At 69.0% G+C, this 24,107-nt stretch carries 20 protein-coding genes; 10 read left to right on the top strand and 10 right to left on the bottom strand.

All coding sequences use genetic code 11. The features are described 5' to 3' along the window. Positions 1-20: 20 nt before the first annotated feature. Both OG257_RS10930 and OG257_RS10925 read left to right on the top strand, forming a co-directional pair. Positions 21-974, top strand: a complete 954-nt coding sequence (locus OG257_RS10930) for a bifunctional riboflavin kinase/FAD synthetase (protein ID WP_329206838.1) — start codon at positions 21-23, stop codon at positions 972-974. 81 nt (positions 975-1,055) lie between these two features. Next, the gene (locus OG257_RS10925) at positions 1,056-2,162 is read left to right on the top strand and encodes an XdhC family protein (RefSeq protein WP_329206837.1); all 1,107 of its coding nucleotides are present in this window, start codon (positions 1,056-1,058) and stop codon (positions 2,160-2,162) included. Positions 2,163-2,182: 20 nt separating this feature from the next. Here the strand turns inward: OG257_RS10925 and OG257_RS10920 are convergent, their stop codons facing one another. The 9 genes from OG257_RS10920 to eccE all read right to left on the bottom strand — a co-directional run bounded on the left by OG257_RS10920 (position 2,183) and on the right by eccE (position 14,013). Further along, positions 2,183-3,190: an ABC transporter ATP-binding protein gene (locus OG257_RS10920; RefSeq protein WP_329206835.1), complete on the bottom strand. Its 1,008-nt coding sequence runs from the start codon at positions 3,188-3,190 to the stop codon at positions 2,183-2,185. Beyond that, positions 3,187-4,248: an ABC transporter ATP-binding protein gene (locus OG257_RS10915; RefSeq protein WP_329206833.1), complete on the bottom strand. Its 1,062-nt coding sequence runs from the start codon at positions 4,246-4,248 to the stop codon at positions 3,187-3,189. The genes OG257_RS10920 and OG257_RS10915 overlap by 4 nt, the downstream gene beginning before the upstream one ends. Continuing rightward, positions 4,245-5,165, bottom strand: a complete 921-nt coding sequence (locus OG257_RS10910; RefSeq protein ID WP_329206831.1) for an ABC transporter permease — start codon at positions 5,163-5,165, stop codon at positions 4,245-4,247. The genes OG257_RS10915 and OG257_RS10910 overlap by 4 nt, the downstream gene beginning before the upstream one ends. Continuing rightward, entirely contained in the window at positions 5,162-6,253 is a 1,092-nt protein-coding gene (locus OG257_RS10905; RefSeq protein ID WP_329206830.1) for an ABC transporter permease, read from the bottom strand. The genes OG257_RS10910 and OG257_RS10905 overlap by 4 nt, the downstream gene beginning before the upstream one ends. A gap of 3 nt (positions 6,254-6,256) precedes the next feature. Continuing rightward, entirely contained in the window at positions 6,257-8,131 is a 1,875-nt protein-coding gene (locus tag OG257_RS10900; protein ID WP_329206828.1) for an ABC transporter substrate-binding protein, read from the bottom strand. A 197-nt stretch (positions 8,132-8,328) separates the two neighbouring features. Beyond that, a complete protein-coding gene (locus OG257_RS10895; protein WP_329206826.1) occupies positions 8,329-11,310 on the bottom strand; it encodes an SCO5717 family growth-regulating ATPase in 2,982 nt (993 codons plus the stop codon). Between the two features lie 337 nt (positions 11,311-11,647). Further along, positions 11,648-11,881, bottom strand: coding sequence for a DUF397 domain-containing protein (locus OG257_RS10890; protein WP_329206825.1), 234 nt, complete (start codon positions 11,879-11,881; stop codon positions 11,648-11,650). A gap of 84 nt (positions 11,882-11,965) precedes the next feature. Continuing rightward, on the bottom strand, positions 11,966-12,676 hold the full coding sequence (locus tag OG257_RS10885) for a hypothetical protein (RefSeq protein ID WP_329206823.1): 711 nt from the start codon (positions 12,674-12,676) through the stop codon (positions 11,966-11,968). Further along, complete coding sequence (gene eccE, locus OG257_RS10880) at positions 12,673-14,013, bottom strand: type VII secretion protein EccE (RefSeq protein WP_329206822.1); 1,341 nt, start codon at positions 14,011-14,013, stop codon at positions 12,673-12,675. Before eccE ends, OG257_RS10885 begins: the two co-directional genes overlap by 4 nt. Positions 14,014-14,196: 183 nt before the next feature. Between eccE and eccB the strand changes: the two genes are divergently transcribed. The 8 genes from eccB to OG257_RS10840 all read left to right on the top strand — a co-directional run bounded on the left by eccB (position 14,197) and on the right by OG257_RS10840 (position 22,833). Continuing rightward, a complete protein-coding gene (eccB, locus tag OG257_RS10875; protein WP_329206820.1) occupies positions 14,197-15,726 on the top strand; it encodes a type VII secretion protein EccB in 1,530 nt (509 codons plus the stop codon). Between the two features lie 11 nt (positions 15,727-15,737). Continuing rightward, complete coding sequence (gene mycP / locus OG257_RS10870; protein WP_329206818.1) at positions 15,738-16,985, top strand: type VII secretion-associated serine protease mycosin; 1,248 nt, start codon at positions 15,738-15,740, stop codon at positions 16,983-16,985. A 165-nt stretch (positions 16,986-17,150) separates the two neighbouring features. After that, the gene (locus OG257_RS10865) at positions 17,151-17,603 is read left to right on the top strand and encodes a hypothetical protein (protein ID WP_329206816.1); all 453 of its coding nucleotides are present in this window, start codon (positions 17,151-17,153) and stop codon (positions 17,601-17,603) included. Further along, complete coding sequence (locus OG257_RS10860) at positions 17,603-19,339, top strand: hypothetical protein (RefSeq protein ID WP_329206815.1); 1,737 nt, start codon at positions 17,603-17,605, stop codon at positions 19,337-19,339. Before OG257_RS10865 ends, OG257_RS10860 begins: the two co-directional genes overlap by 1 nt. A 25-nt stretch (positions 19,340-19,364) precedes the next feature. Beyond that, positions 19,365-20,621 carry a S8 family serine peptidase gene (locus tag OG257_RS10855; protein ID WP_329206814.1) on the top strand — a complete coding sequence of 419 codons (1,257 nt, stop codon included), beginning with the start codon at positions 19,365-19,367 and terminating at the stop codon, positions 20,619-20,621. 77 nt (positions 20,622-20,698) lie between these two features. Beyond that, complete coding sequence (locus OG257_RS10850; protein WP_329206813.1) at positions 20,699-21,052, top strand: WXG100 family type VII secretion target; 354 nt, start codon at positions 20,699-20,701, stop codon at positions 21,050-21,052. Positions 21,053-21,115: 63 nt separating this feature from the next. Then, on the top strand, positions 21,116-21,415 hold the full coding sequence (locus OG257_RS10845) for a WXG100 family type VII secretion target (protein ID WP_329206812.1): 300 nt from the start codon (positions 21,116-21,118) through the stop codon (positions 21,413-21,415). Positions 21,416-21,582: 167 nt separating this feature from the next. Beyond that, on the top strand, positions 21,583-22,833 hold the full coding sequence (locus tag OG257_RS10840) for a S8 family serine peptidase (protein ID WP_329206810.1): 1,251 nt from the start codon (positions 21,583-21,585) through the stop codon (positions 22,831-22,833). Between the two features lie 476 nt (positions 22,834-23,309). Here OG257_RS10840 and OG257_RS10835 read toward each other — a convergent pair whose 3' ends face one another. Continuing rightward, positions 23,310-23,912, bottom strand: coding sequence for a hypothetical protein (locus OG257_RS10835; RefSeq protein ID WP_329206808.1), 603 nt, complete (start codon positions 23,910-23,912; stop codon positions 23,310-23,312). Between the last annotated feature and the right edge of the window lie 195 nt (positions 23,913-24,107).

The raw sequence follows: 24,107 nt of genomic DNA, 5'->3' as shown, positions 1-24,107 counted from the left end.
TCGGGCGAGGAGCGGTCACAGTGCAGCGCTGGCGTGGCTTGGAGGACATCCCCGAGGACTGGGGACGCAGCGTCGTCACCATCGGCTCCTACGACGGGGTGCACCGCGGACACCAGCTGATCATCGGCCGGGCCGTGGAGCAGGCGCGCGCGCTCGGCATTCCGTCCGTCGTCGTCACCTTCGACCCGCATCCCAGCGAGGTCGTACGCCCCGGCAGCCACCCGCCGCTGCTCGCCCCGCACGACCGGCGTGCCGAGCTGATGGCGGACCTGGGTGTGGACGCGGTGCTGATCCTGCCGTTCACCACCGACTTCTCGAAGCTGGCGCCCGCCGACTTCATCGTGAAGGTCCTCGTCGACAAGCTGCACGCGCAGCTGGTCATCGAGGGCCCGAACTTCCGCTTCGGACACCGGGCGGCGGGCAACGTCGCACTGCTCACCGAGCTCGGTGCCACGTACGACTACAGCGTCGAGGTCATCGATCTCTTCGTGAGCGGCGAGGCGGGCGGCGGCGAGCCGTTCTCCTCGACCCTGACCCGCCGGCTGATCGCCGAGGGCGATGTGGCGGGGGCAGCCGAGATCCTCGGCCGCCCGCACCGCGTCGAGGGCATCGTCGTGCGCGGCGCGCAGCGCGGCCGCGAGCTCGGCTTCCCGACGGCGAACGTGGAGACCCTGCCGCACACCGCGATCCCCGCCGACGGCGTCTACGCGGGCTGGCTGACGGTGAACGGCGAGGCCATGCCCGCCGCGATCTCCGTCGGCACGAACCCGCAGTTCAACGGCACGGAGCGGACCGTCGAGGCGTACGCGATCGACAGGGTCGGCCTCGACCTGTACGGGCTGCACGTGGCGGTGGACTTCCTCGCGTACGTACGCGGCATGCTGAAGTTCGACTCCATCGACGACCTGCTCGTGGCGATGGCCGCCGACGTGAAGCGCTCCAGCGAGCTGACCGCCGCGTACGAACGGGCCTGACACCTCCTCCTGCGGTGCGCGCGCCGTCCCACCGAGGCATCGTCGGGGTAGGACCCGTCGAGCCGGGAGGTCGTCCGCACCGTGCGTGAACTGCTGTCGGAACTGCGTGACTGGCACGACTCAGGTGTGCCCTTCGCCCTGGCCACCGTCGTGGCCGTACGGGGCAGCGCGCCGCGTGCCCCCGGTGCGGTGATGGCGGTGACCGCCGACGGTCGGGTGGTGGGCAGCGTCTCCGGCGGGTGTGTCGAGAGTGACGTGTACGAGGTGGCCACCGAGACACTCGCCACCGGCAGCCCCCTGCTGCGGACCTACGGCATCAGCGACGACGAGGCCTTCGGCGTCGGACTGACCTGCGGCGGCACGATCGACGTCCTGGTACAGCCCTTCGTCACGGCGGACGACAGGGACCGGCTGCGCGAGCTCGTCGACACCGTCGCCGCCGGGGAACGGGTCGCTGTCGCGACCGTGGTGTCCGGAGCGGCACCCGTCGGCGCCCGCCGGGTGGTCCTGGCCGACCGTGTCACGGGTTCGCTCGGCAGCGAGGGCCTCGACGCGGCCGTCACCGACGACGCGCGCGGACTGCTCGCCCAGGGAGCCACGGGAAGCCACCGGTACGGAGCGCACGGCGAGCGCCGCATGGAGGACGTGACCGTCTTCGTCCAGACGTACGCGCCCGCACCCCGCATGCTCGTCTTCGGGGCCATCGACCACGCGGCTGCCACCGCGAGGATCGGTTCCTTCCTCGGCTACCGGGTGACGGTGTGCGACGCCCGTCCGGCCTTCGCCACCCGGGAACGCTTCCCCACGGCCGACGAGGTCGTCTGCGCCTGGCCGCACACCTATCTGGAGTCGACGGCCGTGGATGCGCGCACCGTGGTCTGCGTACTGACGCACGACCCGAAGTTCGACGTGCCCCTGCTGGCCGCGGCGCTGCGCACCCCTGCCGCGTACATCGGCGTGATGGGCAGCAGGCGCACCCACCAGGACCGGATCGCCCGGCTGCGCGAGGCCGGGGTGGACGAGGCGGGACTGGCCCGCCTCGCGTCACCCGTGGGCCTGGACCTCGGAGCCCGTACGCCGGAGGAGACGGCCGTCTCCATCGCCGCCGAGATCATCCAGCACCGCTGGGGCGGCACGGGGCGCCCGCTGGGCGAGCTCACCGGGACGATCCACCACCACCGGACCTGACCCCCTCCCGGGGGATGCCGTCACACGCCGGCCGGGCTCGCCGCGGTCGCCGCCGCCCAGTGGCACGCGACCTGCGTCCGGCCGCCGCCCTCCAGCACCGGCAGGTCCTTCGTACGGCACGCGTCCGCGACCCCCGCACGCTCCGCCTCGCCCGAGGCGAGGACCTGGCAGCGGGCATGGAACCGGCAGCCCGAGGGCACCTTCGAGGGGTCCGGCGGCTCCCCGGTCAGGATCACCGGATCGCCCTCGGCCTCCGGCAGCACGGACAGCAGCGCCTGGGTGTACGGGTGCCGGGGTGCCGTAAGGATCTGCTCCACGTCGCCCGTCTCGACGATGCGGCCCAGATACATCACCGCCACCCGGTCCGCGATGTTCCACGCCAGACCCAGATCGTGCGTGACCACCAGCGCCGACAGGCCCAGCTCGTCGCGCAGCCGCAGCAGCAGTGCCAGGATCTCGCCGCGCACGGACGCGTCCAGCGAGGCCACGGGCTCGTCCGCGACGATGAGTTCCGGCTCCAGGACCAGCGCGCCCGCGATCACGACGCGCTGGCGCTGGCCGCCGGACAGCTCGTGCGGGTACCGGAGGAAGAACCGCTCCGGGGGCCGCAGCCCCGCCCGTGCCAGCGCCTCTGCCACGGCCGCCTGTTCGTCCCCCGCGTACCCGTGGATGCGCAGGCCCTCCGCCACCGCGTCGTACACCGTGTGGCGCGGGTTGAGGGAGCCGCTGGGATCCTGCAGCACCAACTGCACCCGCTTGCGGTACGCCTTGAGGGCGCGGCCCGCGTAGTCCAGCGGCTTGCCGCCGAACGTGACCCGGCCCGACGTGGGCGGTACGAGGCCCAGCAGCGAGCGGGCCAGCGTCGTCTTGCCGCAGCCCGACTCGCCGACCAGGGCGACGATCTCGCCGGGCCGGATGTCCAGGTCGACCCCGTCGACGGCGCGTGCCGTCGCCGCCCCGCGCCGGCCCGGGAAGGTGACCTTCAGAGCCTCCGCACTGAGCAGCGGAGCCGGGGGAGTGGTGGTCATGACGTGCTCCTTGCCTTGTCGGCGCCGTCCTGCGGACCGGGCGCCGTGACCGCATCCGGCTCCACCAGCACACAGGCCGCACGCCGGTCCTGCCCCGCGTCCCGCAGCTCCTGGTCCTCGGTGGCGCAGGAGTCCAGTGCCACCGGGCAGCGCGGATGGAACGTACAGCCGGACGGCAGCGCCGACGGGTCCGGCGGGTCGCCCGGCAGACCGCGCGGCGCGTGCCGGGAGGAGAGGTCACCGATCCGCGGGAAGGCGGCCGACAGCGCGTTTCCGTAGGGGTGCCTGGCGTTCTCGTACACCTGTTTGGCGGGACCCTCCTCGACGATCCGGCCCGCGTACATCACCGACAGGCGGTCACAGGTGTCGGAGAGCACCGCCAGGTCATGGCTGATCATGATGAGCCCGAGGTCCTGGTCGGCGACGAGCTGCTCGATCAGCCGCAGGATCTGCGCCTGGATCATCACGTCGAGCGCGGTGGTCGGCTCGTCGGCGATGATCAGCCGCGGGTCGCAGGCCAGTGCCATGGCGATCATCACGCGCTGGCGCTGCCCGCCGGACAGCTCGTGGGGATAGGCGTCGGCCCGCGCGGCGGGAAGCCCCACCTGTTCCAGCAGTTCGCCCGCCCGCTTGTGCGCGGCGGCCGGGGTGGCCTTCTTGTGCAGCAGGATCGGCTCGGCGATCTGGTCCCCGATCCGGTGCACGGCGTTCAGCGAGTGCATCGCGCCCTGGAAGACGATCGACGCCCCCGCCCAGCGCACGGCGCGCAGCCGGCCCCACTTCATGGTGAGGATGTCCTCGCCGTCCAGCAGGATCTCACCGCTCAGGGTCGCGGACGCCGGCAGCAGCCGCAGCAGCGCGAGCGCCAGCGTCGACTTCCCGCAGCCGGACTCCCCGGCGATGCCGAGCTTCTGGCCCGCCTCGACCCGCAGGTCGACGCCGCGTACGGCGGGGACGGCCGAGTCTCCCGTGCCGTAGGTGATGTGGAGGTTCCTGACGTCGAGCAACGGCTGCCGGGTCTCCGGTTCCGTCACGGTCTCTGTCTTCACAGCGGTCAACGGGTCACCCCCAGCTTGGGGTTGAGCACGGACTCGATCGTGCGGCCGCACAGCGTGAACGCGAGGGCGACGACCGCGATGGCGAGTCCGGGCGGAGCGAGGTACCACCAGTTGCCGGAGCTGACCGCTCCGGCCTCACGGGCGTCCTGGAGCAGCCCGCCCCAGGAGACGATCGTCGGATCGCCGAGCCCGAGGAAGGCGAGGGTCGCCTCGGTGAGGATGGCCGTGGAGATCACCAGCGTGGTCTGTGCGAGCACCAGCGGCATCACATTGGGCAGCACGTGACGGGACATGATGTGGCCGTGGCCCCCGCCGAGCGCCTTGGAACGCTCGATGTACGGACGTGACTCCACGGACAGCGTCTGCGCACGGACCAGCCGTGCCGTCGTCGGCCAGGTCGTCACGCCGATGGCGAGGATCGTCGTCCAGACCGACCGCGACAGCACCGTGGCCAGCGCGATGGCCAGCACCAGGGTCGGCATCACCAGGAACCAGTCGGTGATCCGCATGACCACGTTCCCGTACCAGCCCTTGAAGTGACCGGCCGTGATGCCCACCAGGGTCCCGATGGCGACCGAGAGGAACGCAGCGAGCAGGCCGACGGTCAGTGAGACCCGCGTCCCCCATACGAGCAGGGCCAGCAGACTGCGGCCGAACTGGTCGGTGCCGAGCGGGAATTCGGCGCTCGGTGACTCCAGAGGACCGCCCGGCGCCTGGGTGACGCTCTGCGAGTCCGCTCCCACCAGCAGCGGGGCGAACAGCGCGATGAGCGCGATGACCGCGAGTACGGCGAGGCCGGCGAGGCCCGCGCGGTGGCTGCGGTACTCGCGCCAGAAGCGGGCGGTGGCGACGCGCCTGCGGGTCCAGGTGAGGGCACGCGGGCTGATGGTCTTCACCGCGTCGGTCGTGGTCGTCATCGGCCCACCCGGGGATCGAGGAGCGGATAGATCACATCGGCGAGCGTGTTCATCAGGATCACCGCGGCGGCGAAGACGAAGAACAGTGCCTGCACCAGTGGCAGGTCGGGCACGCTCAGCGCCTGGTAGAAGAGCCCGCCGAGGCCGGGCCAGGAGAACACCGTCTCCACCAGGATCGCTCCCGCCACCGTGTTGCCCAGGTTGACGAAGAGCAGGGTCACGGTCGGCAGCATCGCGTTCGGCACGGCATGACGGCGGCGTACGAGATCGTCGCGCAGCCCCTTCGCCCGTGCCGTCGTCAGGTAGTCGCTGCCCATCTCGTCGAGCAGCGAGGAGCGCATCACCAGCAGGGTGCGCGCGTACTCGACGGCGACGAGGGTGACGACCGGCAGCACCAGGTGGTGGGCCACGTCGAGGACGTAGCCGAAGCCGCTCGAGTTGCCCGATTCCATGCCGCCCGTCGGGAAGAGACCCGGGATCGGGCCGATACCCACCGACAGGGTGACGATCAGGAGCAGGCCGAGCCAGAACGAGGGCACCGAGTACAGCGTCAGGGCGAAGGCCGTGTGGAAGCGGTCCCCGGCCGAGCCGTTGCGCCAGGCGGATCTGGCACCCAGCCAGATGCCGATCGCCGTGTAGATCACGAAGGCGGTGCCGGTGAGCAGCAGCGTCGCGGGCAGCGCCTCGGAGATCTTGTCCATCACGGGCGCGCGGAACTGGTAGGACGTACCGAAGTCCCCGGTCAGGGCCTCGCCGCAGTACCGGGTGAACTGGTGCCAGAGCGGCAGGTCCAGCCCGAATTCCCGGCGCATCGCGGCGATCTGCTCGGTGGAGACCTGTCGGCCACCCGTCATCTGCTTGACCGGGTCGCCGGGGATCAGACGGAAGAGAAAGAAGCTGGTGACGAGCACGGCGAACAGCGAGACGGCCGCACCGGCCAGCTTGCCCGCCGCATAACGGAGATAGGCGGTCGTGCTGCGGGCACGCGGACTGCGGGCCGACGGCCCGGCCGGAGCCGGGCCGTCGGTCTGCACAGTGTCCACGCCCGCCGCGCTCTTCAGGAGCGCGGGAGTGCTTTCTGTGCTCATGGACTATTCACGGTCTTCCGCGGTGGAACGACGACGCATGGCGAACAGCAGCCCGCCACCGGCGAGGACGACTACGGCGATTCCGACACCGATGAGGACTCCGGTGCTGCTGCCGCTGTCGCCGGACGAATCGCCCGACGCACCGGAGGCCGGGACCGCCGACCACCAGCTCCAGTAACCGTCCTGGCCGAAGATGTTCCCCGCATCGGAGGGCATCGTCGTGATGGACTTGATCTGGTCGGTGCGGTAGGCCTCGACAGCATTCGGGTACGCCATGACATTCATGTACCCCGTGTCGTACAGCCGCGACTCCATCTGCTTGACGAGGTCAGCCCGTTTGGCGGGGTCGTACTCCGCGAGCTGCTTCGCGTAGAGCGCGTCGTACTGCTTGTCGCAGATGAAGTTGTCGGTCGCCGCCGACTCCTTCGCCTTGGACGGGAGCGCGGCGCAGGTGTGGATCGACATCACGAAGTCGGGGTCCGGGTTGACGGACCAGCCGTCGAAGGCGAGGTCGTACTCACCCGCGTACCAGGGGTCGGAGACGTTGTCGCGGCAGTCGACCTTCAGGCCGACCCCGAGGTCGCCCCACCACTCCTGGAGGTACTTGCCGATCGCCTTGTCGTTCGGGTCCGTGGCGTGGCACAGGATGCGGAAGTCGAGCGGCTTGCCGTCCTTGCCGGCCCGCTTGCCCGCGCTGTTCTTCTTGTAGCCCGCCTGGTCGAGGAGCGCACCGGCCTTCGCCGGGTCGTAGGCGAGCTTCTGTTCGGCCGTCGGCTTCCAGAAGTACGAGCCGTAGCGGGGCGGGATGTAACCCTCACCCTCTATGGCGTGGCCCTGGAAGACCTTGTCGATGATGGTGGTGCGGTCGACGCTCATGAAGAGCGCCTGACGGACCTTCTGGTCCAGCAGCGCCGGATGCCCGTCGCCGAACTTCTTGCCGTCCTTGGTCTGCGCGCCGGGGTTGGTGGCCAGTGCGTAGAAGCGCCGGCCGGGGGCGTCGTTCACCTTGATGTTCTCGGCGGTCTTCAGCGACGCGGCCTGCGCGGGCGTCAGGCTCGGGCTGCCGGCCACGAAGGAAACTTCACCCTTTCGGAGGGCGGCGACGGCTGCGTCCTGGTCCTTGTAGTACCGGAAGACGAGCTCGTCGAACTTGGGAGCGCCCCGCCAGAAGTCCTTGTTGGCCTTCAGCTTCACATAGCTGTCGACCTTGTAGTCCGTCAGGATGAACGGCCCGTTGCCGACGATCGGGAACTTCGTGTCGTTGTTGAACTTCGAGAAGTCGCCGACCTTCTCCCAGACGTGCTTGGGGACGATGGGCACATCCAGCGCCGTCATCGTGGCCTGAGGCTGCTTCAGCTCTATGACCAGCTTGTCCGGACTCGGTGCGGTCACCGTCTTGAAGTTGCCGACGAAGCTGCCGTTCGAGGTGGCGGCGCCCTCGTCGGTCATCATCTTGTTGAAGGTCCATGCCGCGTCCTCGGCGGTCGCCTTCTCACCGTCCGACCACTTCGAGTCGTCCCGGATGGTGTACGTCCACGTCAGCTTGTCCGCCGAGGCCTCCCACTTGGTGGCGAGCCCGGGGATCGTGTGGCTGTCCTTGGCGTCGTAGTTGGTGAGGTAGTCGTACATCAGCCGGTGGATGCTCGTGGAGAGCAGCCGCTGAGCAAGGAACGGGCTCAGGGAGTCGACGCTCTGTGCGACCGCGACCGTGAGGGTCGACTTGCCGTCGGCGGCCTGCGCCTCCTGCGGGGCGGGGCCGATCGGGTTACCGGGGACGACCGATCCGGCGGCCAGCGCGAAGGCGGCGGCCCCGGAGGCGAGAAGGATACGCAGGCGGCCGCGTGGGCCGGAGGAGCGTGGTGGGAATCTTGTGACCATGGACGTGGACCTCGCGTCATGACTCGCACGGTGAAGGCGGGCAGATCTCTGGTTCGCCAGCTGGTGAAGCGAAGGTTTATCAGCGGCGGTCGAGTCGCGTCAACGGTGGGTCAAACCGCGTGTGGGCTGCGGGAATGCAAGAAGGGCCCGCACCGTGGGAACGGTGCGAGCCCTCATTGGTTTAGACCTCTACTGCCTTACTGCTGAGGCGCTGGCGGCGGCTGCGGCGGGTACTGCTGCCAGCCGGCCGGCGGAACGGGACCTTGCAGTTCGGGCTGACCGGGCTGACTTGCCTGGCCATCGGCGTGCGCGGGTGCCGGAGGCGGACCGGCCGGGTTCGCGCCCGACTGCGCCTGGGGCGGCAGCGACTGCTGCCAGCCGTTCTGCTGCGCGGCCGGGCCGGGCTGCGGCGGGTACGGCTGCTGGGGCGCGGCGCCCTGCTGGTGCGGAGGCTGCTGGCCGCCGTACTGCTGCTGGGGGTAGGGCGGCTGGGACTGACCGGGCTGGGGCTGCGCGGGGTACGGCTGCGCGGGCTGCCCGGGGTACGGCTGTCCGGGGTACGGCTGCTGGGGCGGCTGGGGCGCGTACTGCTGCTGGCCCGGCACCTGCTGACCGGGCGTCTGGTGGCCGGGCATCGGCGGGGCGTACTGCGGCGGCGGGTTGCTGCCGTCCGCCGTCCACAGCCCCTGCTGCTGCTGGGCCCGCTGGAAGTCCTCCGCGACCAGCGCGGAGAGGTGGAAGTACGCCTCGCGGGTCTTCGGACGCATCATGTCGAGGTCGACCTCGGCGCCCGCCGACAGGTGCTCGTCGAAGGGCACGACCACGACACCGCGGCAGCGCGTCTCGAAGTGCTGCACGATGTCATCGACCTTGATCATCTTCCCGGTCTCGCGGACCCCGGAGATGACCGTGAGGGACCGCTGCACCAGGTCCGCGTATCCGTGCGCAGAGAGCCAGTCCAGCGTGGTGGACGCGCTGGACGCGCCGTCGACGGACGGAGTCGAAATGATGATCAGCTGATCGGCGAGGTCCAGCACGCCGCGCATCGCGCTGTAGAGCAGGCCGGTGCCCGAGTCGGTGAGGATGATCGGGTACTGCTTGCCGAGGACCTCGATCGCCCTGCGGTAGTCCTCGTCGTTGAAGGCGGTGGAGACGGCCGGGTCCACGTCGTTGGCGATGATCTCCAGACCGGAGGGCGCCTGCGAGGTGAAGCGGCGGATGTCCATGTACGAGTTGAGATACGGGATCGCCTGGACCAGGTCACGGATGGTGGCCCCGGTCTCGCGGCGCACCCGGCGGCCGAGCGTACCCGCGTCCGGGTTGGCGTCGATGGCGAGGATCTTGTCCTGCCGCTCGGTGGCCAGGGTCGAGCCGAGCGCGGTGGTCGTCGTGGTCTTGCCGACACCGCCCTTGAGGCTGATGACCGCGATCCGGTAGCAGGAGAGCACCGGTGTACGGATCAGGTCCAGCTTGCGCTGACGCTCGAGCTCCTCCTTCTTTCCGCCCAGCTTGAAGCGGGCGGCGCTGGAGGGATTGCGGCTGCTCTTGGCCTTCTGCTTGCCCCGGACCAGCCGGTCGGAGGAGAGCTCCACGGCGGCCGTGTAGCCGAGCGGGGCGCCGGGCACGGAGCGCTCGCGCTGGTCGTGGGTGACCGGCGTGGGCCAGGCGGCTCCGGCGCGCGGGTCGACGGGCGGGGCCTGGGGGCCGGGCTGCTGGGGCGGGTAGGCCTGGTGCTGGGCCTGCGGCTGGTAGGGCTCGGGCGGCTGCGGGGTCACATGGGCCGGCAGATTCGGCGTGCCCTGGACGGGCTGCTGCGGGATCTGCGGGTGCTGAGGGTGCTGAGGGATCTGTGGCGGGAGAGGGGCACCCTGCGCGGGGAACTGCTGCGGCTGGGGGGCCTGGGACGCCTGAGGGGCCTGCGGCGGGAATCCGTAGCCGTCCTGTGCTGCTCGGGCCTCGCCCTGGCCCGGGGGCAGTTGGGGTGCGCCCTGTCCCGGGTACTGCTGCTGCGGCGGCTGCGGGAATCCGTAACCGCCCTGCGGTGCCGGGGCGTTGGGCTGAACCGGCTGCAGAGGCTGAGCGGGCTGCTGGGGCGCGGGTGCCTGCGGGAATCCGTATCCGCCGGGTGCCTCGTTGGTGGGCGTGGGCGTGGGCGCCTGCGCGGGCCACTGCGACGCCGGCTGGGGCGTACCGGGCTGCGGCGCGGCGGGCTGGAACGCGGGCGGCAGCGGCGGGAGGGCGCCCTGCGGGGGCGGTGCGGGGGACCAAGGAGCCGGCACGTTCGACGGCGGCGCGTCCTGGGGTTCCGCGGCGGGCAGGGCGGAGGCCGACGGAACGTCCTCGGGCACCGCGTCCGTGACGGCGCCCGCGGGCCCGTCGGCCTGCGTGGGATCCGTCGCCGGTACGTCGTCGGAGGCCGACGCGGAGTCCGCGACGGGGTCCGTGTCCGTGTCCGCGGCGGACGAGGCGCCGGAAGCCGGGGCGGACCCGTCAGCGCCAGGCTCCATGTACTCCCCGGAGTCCCCCGTGCCTGACCCGCTCACCGGAGACGGTTCCGCAGCGATGTGCCCGGAGTCGTCTCCGGACGCGTCCGCCGATTCCGCTGATGCTGACGAGGCGTCCGGAGCCACGGGCTCCGCGGGATCGCCGGAGACCGCAGCGTGGGAAGCACCGGAAGCCGCGGCTTCGGCCTCGGCCGCCGCCTCGCGCTCCGCGATCTCACGCTTCAGCGAAGCGGCGGAGAACCGCATCGTCGAACCGCTCTCCAGGTCGCCGCCCCCGAACGGGGCCGGGGCGCCGCTCGCGCCATCCGTACCCTCGGGGCCGGCCGAAGCGGAGGCGGAAGCCACCGGACCGGGCTCGGAGGGCGAGGAGGACGGTGCGGGCGCCGTGGCCGGCGCGGGTTCGGCCGGCGCGGGCGGACCCGGTGACCAGTTGGGCTCGAATCCGCCGCCGGACGGCAGTCCGGGCACGGACACCGGCGCCCCCTGCGGCGGGGGAGGCGGCGCAAGGTGCGACCCCGCCCCGCCGGACGAGTCACCCGCCGCGTTCTGGGTGTACCAGGCGGGCGGGGTGTAGTCGATGGTGAACTCACCCGTCATCTCGGCGGGCTCCGCGTCGGACGACTCGTCGACGGGTGTGTTCCATCCCCCGCGGATCTCGTCCCGATCGCCGTTCACTTTGCCTCCTGGTGTGGTCGAGCACCCTTGTGCCGTGGGGGTGGGGCGACCGTTCCCGTTGTCCGATCCGCCCGGCTCTCCCCCTTGCGACGCGCAGTGCCTGCCCTCAGGTTCCTCTGTCACGCCCCCACCCACCCTAATCGCCATCGGGCGCACTACGGCAGGCCGTACCGCACGGGAAGAACTGTCCGGTAGGTCACGCCCCGCCATCAAGTGAAACAAGTACGGCGGAAAGCGAAGGAAGAAGCGGTCTATTCGTCACACAACAGGACACGGAGCGACCTGGTGAGAGGGTGGCGGTCCGGTGCGGACAGCCACCCACCACCCGCGCCACCGCCTACGTGAGGTCGAACTCACCGTCCCGTGCGCCCAGTACGAAAGCGCGCCACTCGGCTTCCGTGTACCGCAGCACGGTGTCCGGATCCAGCGAGGAGCGCATCGCGACCGCACCCTTCGGGAGGTACGCGATCTCGACCCGTTCCTCGACGTTCTCGGTGCCGGGTGCGCTCAGCCACTCCACGTCCGAGATGTCGAGAGCGTAGAGCTCGTCCTTTTCCTGCTGGGTGCCCATGCGCACGTCCCTTCGGTCGAACTGTGTCGTTCCCTCGCCATGATCCTGAAAAGCGGCGAGCAGGGGGTGCGAACGAGCCAGGAATCAGTCCATCCTGCGAGCGGTGCCCAGCAGTCCGCTCTCCACGTCCGTCGCGCTGGTCATCACCCAGTGGCGCTCGCGGCCCGCCACCCAGAGCGTGACACCGTCCGCCAGGGTGGGCAGGGCCTCGCTCTCGGCACGTGCGAGCCCCAGGATCCTGCCGATCTGCTCCGCCTCGGCCGGCGAGACCCGCTGGATGCCCACGAGCGTGGACGCACGCAGCAACCGGGGTGCCACGGGGCTCAGATAGGGCAGCAGCGTCAGCACCGACTGCCACGGCGAGGACACCACACGGCCACGGGGCGGGCGCATACCGCAGTCGCGCACGACGAGCACCGGGCTGCCCACGGTCGCTCCGGTCGGCGGCACCTGGCCCACGTCATGAAGGGAGATGCACTCGAGGCCGGCACCCGCGGCCTGCGCCAGCGTGGTCCACGCCTGGGTACGCCCCGTCTCGACCGCCACCCGCGCACCGGTACCGGCCGCGCGAAGTGCCAGCACCTGCGCGGTCCACAGACCGCCGATCAGCAGGACGTCGTACGGTGCCGGCCGATGGAACCCGATCATCTGCGGGCGGCCCTCGGCGTCGTCGCCGATGATCACCCCGTCGTCGCCCACCGGCAGCGACAGCGCGCCCAGGTGGTCCGCCGCCAGGGTGTGGCCGGCATGACGGGGCCCCAGCAGCCCTCGCCTCGGAGCGATGTGCTTCGTCACTGCGCGCCTCCCAGCGGGAGCGTGGCCAGGACACCCGGCAGCTGCTCGCGGTCCAGCCGTACGAGGCCGACCCCGGCATGCCGAGCGGCCTGCTCCAATGTCCTTCGGACCCCGACCAGTTCGGTGTCGGAGCCGCCGGTGATCCGTACGTGGCCGCGTACGGACACATGTCCCTGGTGCGTACCGCGGCGCACGGTCAGGCTGAACGTCGTCGCATACGCCGGAACCGAGGTCAGCAGCGAGACGAGCCGCGGCAGCGGAGTGGCTCCGCGGCCCAGTTCGGGCCACCGGTCCACGGCGTACGTGGTGTGCCAGCGGTCGTCGCAGCGCCAGACCCGTGGTGTCTCCATCGTCCGCCGCTGAGCCTGCGCGTCCGGCCGGCCCGCACGCGCCGACAGGATGGGACTGGCACAAGCGGACGTCGCCACCGCGGAGTTGAGCTCGTCCTGGTCCAGTACCGAGGCCCGGAACCCGGCGCCGGTGATACGGCTCGCCACGTGGTCCGCGGCCCGCACCAGGCAGCGCTGCGCTCCTCCGATCCCGCCACCGCGTGCCTCCACGGCCTCCCGGCACAGCTCCGGATCCAGCTTCACCGCCACCCAGGTCATCCGCAGCGCGGGCGCCCCGGTCCGGTCCTGGAGGGGGCCGTACGAGAGCCGGGCCACCGACCGCTCCGGCAGGTGCGGCGCCGGAGCGGGGCGTACCTGCTGCACGAGCTGCGCGGACTCCAGCACGATGTCGTCCACCGAGAGCGCGTCGCCCAGGAGGGACAGCGGCAGCGCCCGCGCACCCATTGCCTGGCGGAGCGATTCACCGCTCGCCTCGACCCGTACGACCGCGGTCAGGAAAGTGCCGTCCCCGACCATGCCCACCGTGCGGCGGGCGCCGTCCACATAGATGTACGGAGCGAATCCCGGCACGTTCTCCGCGACCGGAGCCAGCTGCGGCTCCGTCTCGGCGGGGGGCGCCGCGGCGGTCCGCCTGCGGCGGCGGAGGGACGACACGGTCGACAGCCAGTCCTGCACGGCCCGGCCCCGGCGGCGTACCACCGCGAGAAGGATCAGCAGACAGGCGATCACGCCGGCCGGGATCAGCCACGCGCCGCCGAGCGCGGCACCCACGACGGCGACTGCCAGGGCTGCCTCGACGAGCACCATCTGCCGCAGCGCGGGTCCGACTCGGCTGGTCCTCGAGATCGAGTGGAGAGTGGTCGCAGCGGGGGCGTCCGCCGACGGATGGGGAGCTGTGCCGTCCGACCCGTTGCTGCGTTGCCGCCGGGAAGGGCCGGGCGTTCGGTGGGCAGACCGCCTCGTGCGCTCCCCCGTCGCTGCACCCATCGCCGCGTTGCCCCCTCGTGTCCGTATTTACCGTTTTTTTCACGGGCGTTGATCGGGCGATCACCCTACCTGAGCAGTGAGAGCCAAGTACCAACAGGCATAGTAGGGGTCCCGGTCGGCGGCAGCGGTCCACGGCGGGTGTGGGAACCTGGTCGCCCACTGGGGAGAAGGGGCAGCGCGCACATGGCATCACGGCGGGACGAACTCAATGCCTACACCTTCGCGAAGCGGAGGTTGGTCGCACAGTTCCTGCAGCCCCACCCGTCCGGCTCGGAGGAGGGCGCACCTCGCCCTCTTCGCGCGGTGGTGCCCGGAGTGATCGTCGGCGCGGTCGTCCTGGCGGTGTTCGGAGCCTGGGGGATGTTCAAGCCCGTGGCCCCCCAGAAATGGGACACCCCATACGAGAACGTCATCATCGCCAGCAAGTCCACGACCCGCTATGTGGTGTTGAAGACCGACGGCAAGACGCAGCTCCACCCGGTGCTGAACATGTCCAGCGCCAAGCTCCTCCTCGCCCCGGACAAGGGCACCGTCATCAACGTCGACGAATCGGTCCTCGACAGCGGCAAGATCCCGCACGGGGCGACCCTCGGCATTCCGTACGCCCCGGACCGGCTGCCCGACAAGGCCGAAGCCGGCTCCATGAAGCGCTGGGCGGTCTGCGAGCGGCCCGGAGAGGGCGGCAGGGCCATCCAGAAGGCGGCGTTCCTCTTCGCGGAGCGCGAGCAGAAGAAGACCGAGGGCGCGAGCAAGCTGCAGGGCGGCGAGCTGATGTACGTCGAGGGCCCGGGGCCGGACAGGACCCGCTACATCGCCGACGCCACGGGCACGGCGTACGCGGTGGAGAAGGACGAGCTCCTGCTGCGCACCCTCGTCGGCCAGGACCGTGACCCCCAGCGGGTGTCCGCCGACTGGCTGGAGACGCTGCACAAGGGGGACGAGGTCACCTTCCCGGCGATCGAGGGAACTCCCGGTGCTGCTGCGGGTGTTCCGGGAAAGCTGCAGCCCGAGGACAACAAGGTGGGCATGGTCCTCGCGGCGACATCCGGCACCAGGACCCAGCAGTACGTGGTCCTGAAGGGCAGGGTCGCCCCGGTGTCCGACTTCGTCGCCAAACTCCTGCTCAACAGCCGCGCCCTGGCCAACCTCAACCCGAACGGCAAGGTCAAGCACGTGAGCGCCGGAGCCTTCGTGCCCGGTGCGGCGTTCGGGCATGAGCGGGACTGGCCCACGAGCGAGCCGACACCCGTCAACTCCGCGAGCACGGCGAGCGGAAGCCGTAACACCGTATGCAACGTCCTGCGCGGCGTCTCCGACAAGGACGGTGCCAGCACGCTCAGCACCTGGGCGGGCACGGGCTTTCCCGCCACGCTCCCCTCCGGCTCCAGCAGCGCCTACGTCACCCCCGGATCCGGCCTGCTCTTCAGGCAGTTCAAGGGTTCCAGCCCCGACTCCGGTCCCCTCTTCCTGGTGACCGACACCGGTCTGCGCTACGCCATGCAGTCCAACGGCGACAGCGTGCAGGACGACTCCGGCATCGGTGAGTCCGGTACGAAGGACGAGAAGCAGAGGCAGCAGGAGGCACAGCAGGCGCAGAACCGGCTCGGGTACAAGGACGTCGATCCCGCCCCCGTTCCCGCCGCCTGGTCCACCTTCCTGCCGACGGGCCCCCGGTTGTCGACCGGTGCCGCCCGCCAGCCGCAGGGTTCGTGAGGAGCGATCACGTGACCACGCAGCCCTCCTGCCGCCGGCGCCTGCTGACAGCCGCGGCCGCCACCGCCGTACTCCTCTTCACACTGCCGGCGCTGCCCGCGGCCGCGGACGACTCCACCCAGTGCACCTTCCCCGCGAAGAAGTACGTGGGCCGTCCCTGGGCGCTGCAGCGCGTGCTGATGGACGAGCTGTGGGAGCAGTCCACAGGCAAGGGCGTACGGGTGGCGGTCATCGACACCGGCGTCGACGTCAAGAACCCCCAGCTCACGAAGGCCGTGGACGCCGGGAGCGGTCGCAACCTCCTGGACAAGAACCTCAAGGACGAGAGCGGCAACAAGCTCGAGCGCGGCAAGGAGAACGGCACCACCGACATCGTCGGCCACGGCACCAAGGTCGCCGGCATCATCGCCGCACGCGAGGCGAAGGGCACGGGCTTCACCGGCCTGGCCCCGGACGCGACGATCATCCCGATCCAGCAGAACGACGCCGAGGGCCACGGGACCGCGGAAACCCTGGCTGCCGCCATCCGTTACGCGGCCGACCAGGCCGACGCGGACGTCATCAACATCTCCCAGGACACCGCCAACGCGGTCAAGCCCACGGCCCTCCTCGAACAGGCGGTGAAAGCCGCCCTGGCCAAGGAGATCGTGATCGTCGCCTCCGCAGGCAACGACGGGCTGGGCGGCAACGTCAAGGAGACCTACCCGGCCTCCTACGACGGCGTCCTGGCCGTGGCCGCGTCGGACCGCAACAACGAACGGGCCGCCTTCTCCCAGTCCGGCGAGTTCGTGGGCATCGCCGCCCCCGGCGTCGACATGATCTCGACGGTTCCCGGTGGGGGACACTGCGCCGACAACGGCACCAGCTTCTCGGCTCCGTACGTCGCCGGAGTCGCGGCCCTCATCAAGGCCAAGCACCAGGACTGGACGCAGGAGCAAATCGTCGCCCAGATCGAGCAGACGGCGGAACGCTCGATCGCGGGCCACGACCGCCTGGTCGGCTGGGGTGTCGTCGACCCGGTGCGCGCCCTGACCGAGGACGACAAGCCCATCGAGAAGCCGGTGGCACACGAGGGCGTGAGCAAGGGCGAGGCACCCGTCCCTGCCGCACTCCACCTGGGCGAGACGGCGGACGAACGCAACGCCCGGCTGGCGACCTATGTCGTGGTGGGCGGGGGAGTCCTGGTCGCGGCCATCGCGGGTGCCGCAGTTGCCGTACGCGACAGACGACGACGCCAGGGTCGACCGGGTGCCGTGTGACGTCCGGGCGGCCGGTTACGTGACGGAAGTTACGTGATGGACAAGACAGTTGGACCTGTCAGTGCCATTGGTTAGAGTGATGTTGTGGGGCCAGTGCTGTTCACGTGGGTGCGATAGCAACGCGAAACGGACTGAGCAAACGGGGAATCGGGGAAGGGCAGCAACGTGAGCGAAGGCAACGGGGATCTCCGGCGTGGAGTAGGAGCCCTCGAGCAGTTCCAGAAGCGTGTGAACGCGTTGCTGACGGACCTGGAAGGCTCGGCGGCCGGCAAGTCGAAGGTTGCGGCACAGACGGTGTCGCGTACCTCCTTGAGTGGCCAGAACGCATGCTTCGCGGAAGCGGATGGGCTCTACAGCCAGTACAACCGCGTCCACGAGTCGCTCGTCACGCTCTCGAAGTCGTTGGGCGACCAGATCGAGTACCTGAGCCTCGGCGTGCACGCGGCAGCCGTGGGCTTCGACAACGTGGACGACGACACGCGGCGGCGGTTCTACGAGATCCAGACCCGCCTGGACACGGAGCACGAGAAGGCCGCGGCCGAGAAGACGGCCAAGCCTGAGCAGCCGCGTTCCGACAGCAAGACCGGCTCTGCCTACGACGACTTGGGTGATAGCTGATGAGTGACGACAAGCAGCCGGAACTGACTCCCGCGGAACAGCAGCAGCAGGACAACGAGCGCGTCCAGGGGCAATTGGTCGTCACGGACGTGACCCGCCAGATGCAGGACGTCATGGAGGCGTTCGGCTTCGGCGGCTCCGGCTCCTCGGGCCGGACCTCCTTCGAGGGCCATGAACTCAACGCGATGATCGACCTGATCGAGAACTCCAACCCGGAGCACCTCGAGGAGGCGGGTCAGGCGCTACTGAAGGCAAGGACCGCGATCAACGACGCGGCGAAGGAACTCAAGGACTTCATCGCGGCCGTCGACTGGGAGGGCGAGTCGGGAACCGCCTTCCGCGACTGGGGCAACGGCCTGGTCGCCCACGCCACGAAGCTGGGCGAGTTCGCACAGACGGCGGGCACGCAGATCACGGTCGCGGGCACGGGCCTGGCCTCGGTACGCAACTCCCTCCCGCCCCGCGACACCCGCCTGAACCGCAAGTCCCCCGACGAGATCGAGACCCCGAAGCGGATCGATGGCAACCCGGAGTACGCGGCGGCGCTGAAGGTCGAGAAGGACCGCCAGGAGGCCATCAACCAGGCGAACCGGCTGGCTTCGTACTACGCGGTCTCGGAGGAGACGCTGGCGGCACAGGAGCCGCCGCGGTTCGAGAAGCAGCTTGATGTTGCGATGCCGCGGCCGCGAGTCGCTGGGCTCGAGGGGGAGGAGTCGGGCTCCGCGTCGTCGGGAGGTTCCGCATCGTCAGGCAGCGTGGGCTCGGGCGGTGCAGCGGGGCATGCGGCGACCGGTAGCCAAGGCTCTGCAACAATTGGTCAGGGCTATGAGCCGCCCGTGGCGGTGGCCCCCGTCCCGGACAAGAGCGTCTCCACGGAGATCGACAGTGTGGCCACACCGCCAGCCCCCGTGACTACTACCGGTCCCTCTCCAACTCCCGCTCCCACGGGTCCTGTCGGCCCGGCGGGAGGTCCGAATCTGACTCCGCCCATGGCGACCGGCTTCGTGAACCCAGTGACCAGCAGCTCCCGGGTGCCCCAGTCGGCAACAGGCGCGCCCAAGACAGTTGGCCAGACCGGGTTCGGCGGGCCAAGGGCAAGTGGCCCCACGGTCGGTGGCCCTGCGGCCAACGGTCGTACCGGGCCTCCGGTGGGGCGTCCTGCGCCCGCGAGTGGGGGCCCGGCCTCCGGACGTGGAGCGCAGCCCCCCACGGCTGGTCGGTCCGGTGTCACTGGCGGCAGGCCCATGGCTGCAGGCCATACGGGTACGTCCGCCGGCACCGGCCCGCGTTCCGGCCGGGCAGCGACCGGCATCGTCGGCGGGACCCCGCAGCGCGCCGTCCCGGGCGGTGCTACGCCAGGGGGCGCTCGTGGTGTCCCGCGCGGCACGGTCATCGGAGCCGGGGGTGCGCCACGACCGGGCGGCCCGGTCGGCGGCGTCGGCCAGCGCGGTGTCGTCGGAGCTGGAGGGGCGAGCAGCGCCTCCCGCCCTGGTGGGCGAGGTACTCCCAGCACCAACGGAGTTGTGGGTACGCCCCGCGGCGGCGCTGTGGGATCTGGTGCTGGTTCGAAGGGCTTCACGGCCGGTGGCGCGGGCCTCGTGCGTGGCCCGGCGGGTCGGAGGGATTCCGAGGATGAGGACCAGGACGGTGGCACCCCGCGCCCGGACTACCTGACGGAAGACAGAGAGACGTGGGAGGCCGGCCGGCGTGGAGTCGCACCGCCGGTGATCGAGTAGGTACAGGGAAGGTTCGGAAGTCAGGATGACAGCAGGAATGAGCCAGACCCGGAAGCGCCGTATGCCTCTGGCATTGAGAAGGCGCCTGTTCGGCACGATGGCCGTGGCCGCTGCCTGGAGCGTGGGGTTCGTAGGGGTTGCTCCCGTTGCGGTCGCCGCGGACGTGCAGTCGAAGCAGTGGTACCTCGACCCCATGCACGCCGAAGAGATGTGGAAGACGACCACAGGCGAAGGCATCAAAATTGCTGTCATCGACACCGGCGTCAACTCTGCCACGCCGTCCCTGAAGGGCCAGGTTCTGAAAGGGCTTGATGCTACGGGGGCAGAGGGCGACGAGACCGACGATTATGACGGTCACGGCACCACGATGGCTGAGTTGATCGCCGGGACTGGCCAGGGTGGGGGTTTGAAGGGCCTCGCTCCAGGGGCGAAGATCATCCCGATGAGGGTAGCCGACACCCAGTTCCAGAATAAGAATTCGGTCAATGCCTACGACATCGCGGACTCAATTCGAGCCGCCGCTGACAGTGATGCGCAGATCATCAGCATGTCGTTTGGCGGAGAATTCAAGATGTACAGAGAGATTGAAGCGGTAAAGTACGCTCAAAGTAAGGGTAAGTTGTTTTTCGCGGCTGTAGGTAATGATGCCGAGAAGGGCAACAAGGCGATCTACCCGGCCGCGTACCCAGAAGTTGTCGGTGTTGGCGCCACCGACCAACAGGGCAAGGTATCTGATACTTCCCAGCACGGTGAATTCGTGGATATCGCCGCACCTGGTGACGACCTTCCGCGATGGTGCGATGAGAATTTCGAACGCTATTGCCAGGGAAATGGTGGCACCAGCGCCGCAACGGCCATCACCTCAGCTGCCGCCGCCCTGATCTGGTCCGCCCACCCGGACTGGACAGCCAACCAAGTTCTCAACGTCCTCTTCGACACTGCTGGGCGAGGTGACTGGGAAAAGGGCACCCTCAGTAACTACCTCGGCCACGGCATCATTCGCCCGGCCGTCAACATCCTTAAGGGCACAGGAAATCCCGGCGCCCCGGACATCAGCCCTCTCACCAAGGAGAAGACGTCCGGTTCCGCGGGCTCAGCCGCCCCGTCTGCACCAGCTTCGTCACAGCCTGACAAGAAGAAGAAGGCAGACGACGCTGCCCTGGCAGGCTCCAAAACCGAGAACGACGACAGCCAACTGGGCCTGATCCTCGGCGGAGTGGCAGTCGTGCTCGTGCTCGGCGGCGGTGCTTTCGCGCTCGTGCGCAAGCGCCGTACCGCCTGACTGACCGTAGTTCCTCACACGCACCGCCCGGCGGGATTGCCGGGTCGAACAAGAGAACCAGGAAGGAAGCCAGAACTATGGCAGATCAGAAGCTTTCAGATGACAGTCTCCTCAAGCTCGAGGGCGAGCTCACCAAGCGGTTCGAGTCCGTCAGGGGCCAGCTGAAGACGCTGCAGGCGACGATCGACAGCCTGGAAGGCGCGTGGAAGGGCATCGGCGCCACCGCCTTCAACGCCAAGCAGGCTGACATCAACCTCAAGATGGGCAACATCGCTACCCGGCTGGTCAACTTCCAGGAAGCGATCAAGGCGGCCCGGACCATCTCGGGCAACACCGAAGACGAGATCAAGCAGGCTCTCCAGGGCGTGGACGTCGTCGCCGGTCACTCCGGGGGCACCGAGGCCCGGACCTCGGCAATGAACAAGTTCTGACCCTTGCCTCACCCGTACCACGTACGGGCCATCACATCTAACTAGATTGAACTGGAGGACCGTATGTCGACCAACGACGGCACGATGGTTGTCACTTACGCGAGCCTGGAACTGGCCGCGTCGGACATCGACAGGCAGGGCAGGCAGCTTCAGGAAGACCTTGCCTCCATCAAGCGGATGGTTGCCAGCGTTTCCGAGCTCTGGGTGGGCGAGGCCAAGTCGGCGTACGACACCGCGCAGGCCGGCTGGGACCGCGACGCCACCGGGATTCAGACGGCCCTGGCCGAGATCTCCCGCAAGGTGCGCGATGCCGGTACCGCCTACCAGGCCGGTGACAAGCGGGCGCGGGCCAACTTCGAGTAGGACTCACCGCAGAGAACAAACAGGTCAGGGTGGGCACGCACGGGAGGTGCCCACCCTGACCTGTGTCGTGAGCGCCCCGTTTGTCTCGGTGCCCTGGGAGGCCGGGCAGCGTGGCGCCCGCGCTCTGCCGGTGATCGAGTAGGTACAGGGAAGGTTTGGAAGTCAGGATGACAGCAGGAATGAGCCAGACCCGGAAGCGCCGTACGCCTCTCGGATCGAGGGGGCGCCTGCTCGGCACGATGGCTGTGGCCGCTGCCTGGAGTGTGGGGTTCGCGGGGGCTGCTCCCTCCGCCATTGCGGCGGATGTGCAATCGAAGCAGTGGTACCTCAGCGCGATGCAGGCCGACGAGATGTGGAAGACAGCCACCGGCGAAGGCGTCAAGGTTGCTGTCATTGACACGGGGGTCAACTCATCGACGCCGTCTCTTGAGGGTCAGGTTCTGAAAGGGCTTGATGCTACGGGCGCCGAGGGCGACGAGACCGACGACTACGACGGACATGGCACCACCATGGCTGAGTTGATCGCTGGTACGGGTCGGGGCGGGGGCCTGAAGGGTCTTGCTCCAAGCGCGAAGATCGTTCCGATGAGGGTGGCCGACGCCGAGTTTCAGAAGAAGCATTCAGCGAATGCGTACGATACTGCGGACTCGATTCGGGCAGCCGCTGACAGTGATGTCAAGATCATCAGTATGTCATTTGGCAGCGATTTCCGGATGACGCGAGAGGCTGACGCGGTCAAGTACGCCCAGAGTAAGGGAAAGCTCTTCTTCTCTGCTGTCGGCAATGAGGCCCAGGAGGGCAACCCGGAGAGCTATCCCGCTGCATACCCAGAGGTTGTTGGAGTGTCGTCGGCTGACCGTGGAGGAAGGGTAGCCGAATACTCCCAGAACGGGAGCACTGTCGATATCGCTGCTCCCGGTAATGACATCCCTTACTGGTGTGACGAGACCTTCCAGAATTACTGTGACGGAGGCAACGGAACGAGTGCCGCTACTGCCATCGCTTCAGCCTCCGCAGCCCTGGTGTGGTCAGCCCACCCGGACTGGACTGCAAACCAAGTTCTCAACGTACTTTTTGACACCGCCAGCCGGGACTGGGAAAAAGGCACTCTCAGCAAATACCTCGGCCATGGCCTGATCCGCCCCTCCATGAACATCCTGAAGGGCAAGGGAACTCCTGGTGCGGCGGACATCAGCCCTCTCACCAAGGAGAAGACATCCGGCTCCGCAGCCTCGCCTGCCGCACCAGCTTCGTCACAGCCTGCGAAGAACGAGAAGGCTGAAGACGCTGCCCTGGCAGGTTCGAGCCCCGAGACGGACGACGGCAGTCAACTGGGCCTGATCCTTACCGGAGTGGCAGTCGTACTCGTGCTCGGCGTGGGCGCTTTCGCGTTCGCCCGCAAGCGCCGCACCACCTGAGTAGCTGTCAGCAACTAGTTACCTTCTTGCCGAACTACGGCGAACGATCCCTCCGACGGTGCCCAGATGGGTCTGCAGGACGACTACGGACCGCTTGAAGCCTGAAAGCGGCGAGGATACATCCGCACGCACCGTCGCTTCCGGCCGCAGGGCTCCTGACTTCGGTGCCAGACAGTCAGGGGAGACCAACTCCGGGCACAAGTCTCGCTCGGCCGGGCTCCAGCACGATCTAAGGCCGTTTGGGGGGAGGCGGCGCTGCCGGCGGGAAGGGCCGCGGGGTTCTCCGGACTGCGTAGCGATTTGGTGGTGAGGGATCAGTCGTCGGTGGCGTGGATTCAGGAGTGGCAGCCCGCGATCCAACGGCGGACTTCAGGGCCGGCGTCGCTAGCTCCGCTCGAAACGTGACGGAAAACGGCGTCTCAGCCGCTCACGCCTCTCCTGGCAGTGCTGGAAGCGACATTGAGAGGCAATCGCACTCAGCACTCACCCTTGCGGCTTGTCACCGCGAAGTCGTAACTCGGGACGGTCACCGTGCCGGGGTTGCCTGCTATCCCAGGGGGCGTATAGTCCCCGTCCTTCGACCGCGTGCGTACGACGTGTACGCAGAAGGCTGCGTCGGCGCCGGAGGCCATGACCGTGTAGTCGGCGTCGGAGGGTTTGTTCGACGCTGTGGAGCCGGCGTCCACGCCGCTCTGCGGGGCGCCACCGCCTCCGTTCTCGACGACCTCCTCCTCGATCATCGTCGCGAATTGCTCATCGAATCCGCTGTCGTCATCGAAGATGTCGCCAAAGCGCGAAGTGCCGTCCAGCTCGGCCGTAGCCTGGCTGACCGCACTGTTCAGTTCGTCATCGCTCCACTCCGCATCGGCGACCACGGTCATGAACTGGAACACCGAAAAGATGGCGACACCTGCCATCCCGAAGAGGACGACACGAGCGGCGACGAAGGCGGAATCGGGAAGTTCCGGTGCCGAAGGATTGAACGACTCGCGCCACCCACGGACCCGGTCCGCCTTGACGCAGCCCATGGCAACGAGTCCAGCAGCCAGCACTATGAGGATGACGTTCAGGGTATTCAACGCCTGTCTCTTTCAAATTACTAAAGCGGTGTGAAGAGCGCGGGTATAGCCACCATGCCCCTGTCCCTCACGTTACTTGGGGCCGCTCGTGATTGGGGCATCCAAAATGTCCAGCCTCGCCTTTGGGGCCGGCGTTTAGTCAAACTTTGAAGGAACTTGCATATCTCCCCTGCCTCGATGGTCCCGACGCCTTCG

The organism is Streptomyces sp. NBC_00683 (genome assembly GCF_036226745.1).
Classification (GTDB): Bacteria; Actinomycetota; Actinomycetes; order Streptomycetales; family Streptomycetaceae; genus Streptomyces.
Note: the sequence above shows the minus strand (reverse complement) of the source record. Positions and strands in the feature narration are given on the sequence as shown.

Bases quoted from the DNA above. Each gene is read 5' to 3' on its own strand.
- eccE (WP_329206822.1), bottom strand. From the start codon at position 14,013: ATGGGTGCAGCGACGGGGGAGCGCACGAGGCGGTCTGCCCACCGAACG.
- eccB (WP_329206820.1), top strand. From the start codon at position 14,197: ATGGCATCACGGCGGGACGAACTCAATGCCTACACCTTCGCGAAGCGG.
- OG257_RS10850 (WP_329206813.1), top strand. From the start codon at position 20,699: ATGGCAGATCAGAAGCTTTCAGATGACAGTCTCCTCAAGCTCGAGGGC.
- OG257_RS10840 (WP_329206810.1), top strand. From the start codon at position 21,583: ATGACAGCAGGAATGAGCCAGACCCGGAAGCGCCGTACGCCTCTCGGA.
- OG257_RS10845 (WP_329206812.1), top strand. From the start codon at position 21,116: ATGTCGACCAACGACGGCACGATGGTTGTCACTTACGCGAGCCTGGAA.
- OG257_RS10900 (WP_329206828.1), bottom strand. From the start codon at position 8,131: ATGGTCACAAGATTCCCACCACGCTCCTCCGGCCCACGCGGCCGCCTG.
- OG257_RS10890 (WP_329206825.1), bottom strand. From the start codon at position 11,881: ATGGGCACCCAGCAGGAAAAGGACGAGCTCTACGCTCTCGACATCTCG.
- OG257_RS10905 (WP_329206830.1), bottom strand. From the start codon at position 6,253: ATGAGCACAGAAAGCACTCCCGCGCTCCTGAAGAGCGCGGCGGGCGTG.
- OG257_RS10920 (WP_329206835.1), bottom strand. From the start codon at position 3,190: ATGACCACCACTCCCCCGGCTCCGCTGCTCAGTGCGGAGGCTCTGAAG.
- OG257_RS10855 (WP_329206814.1), top strand. From the start codon at position 19,365: ATGACAGCAGGAATGAGCCAGACCCGGAAGCGCCGTATGCCTCTGGCA.
- OG257_RS10860 (WP_329206815.1), top strand. From the start codon at position 17,603: ATGAGTGACGACAAGCAGCCGGAACTGACTCCCGCGGAACAGCAGCAG.
- OG257_RS10910 (WP_329206831.1), bottom strand. From the start codon at position 5,165: ATGACGACCACGACCGACGCGGTGAAGACCATCAGCCCGCGTGCCCTC.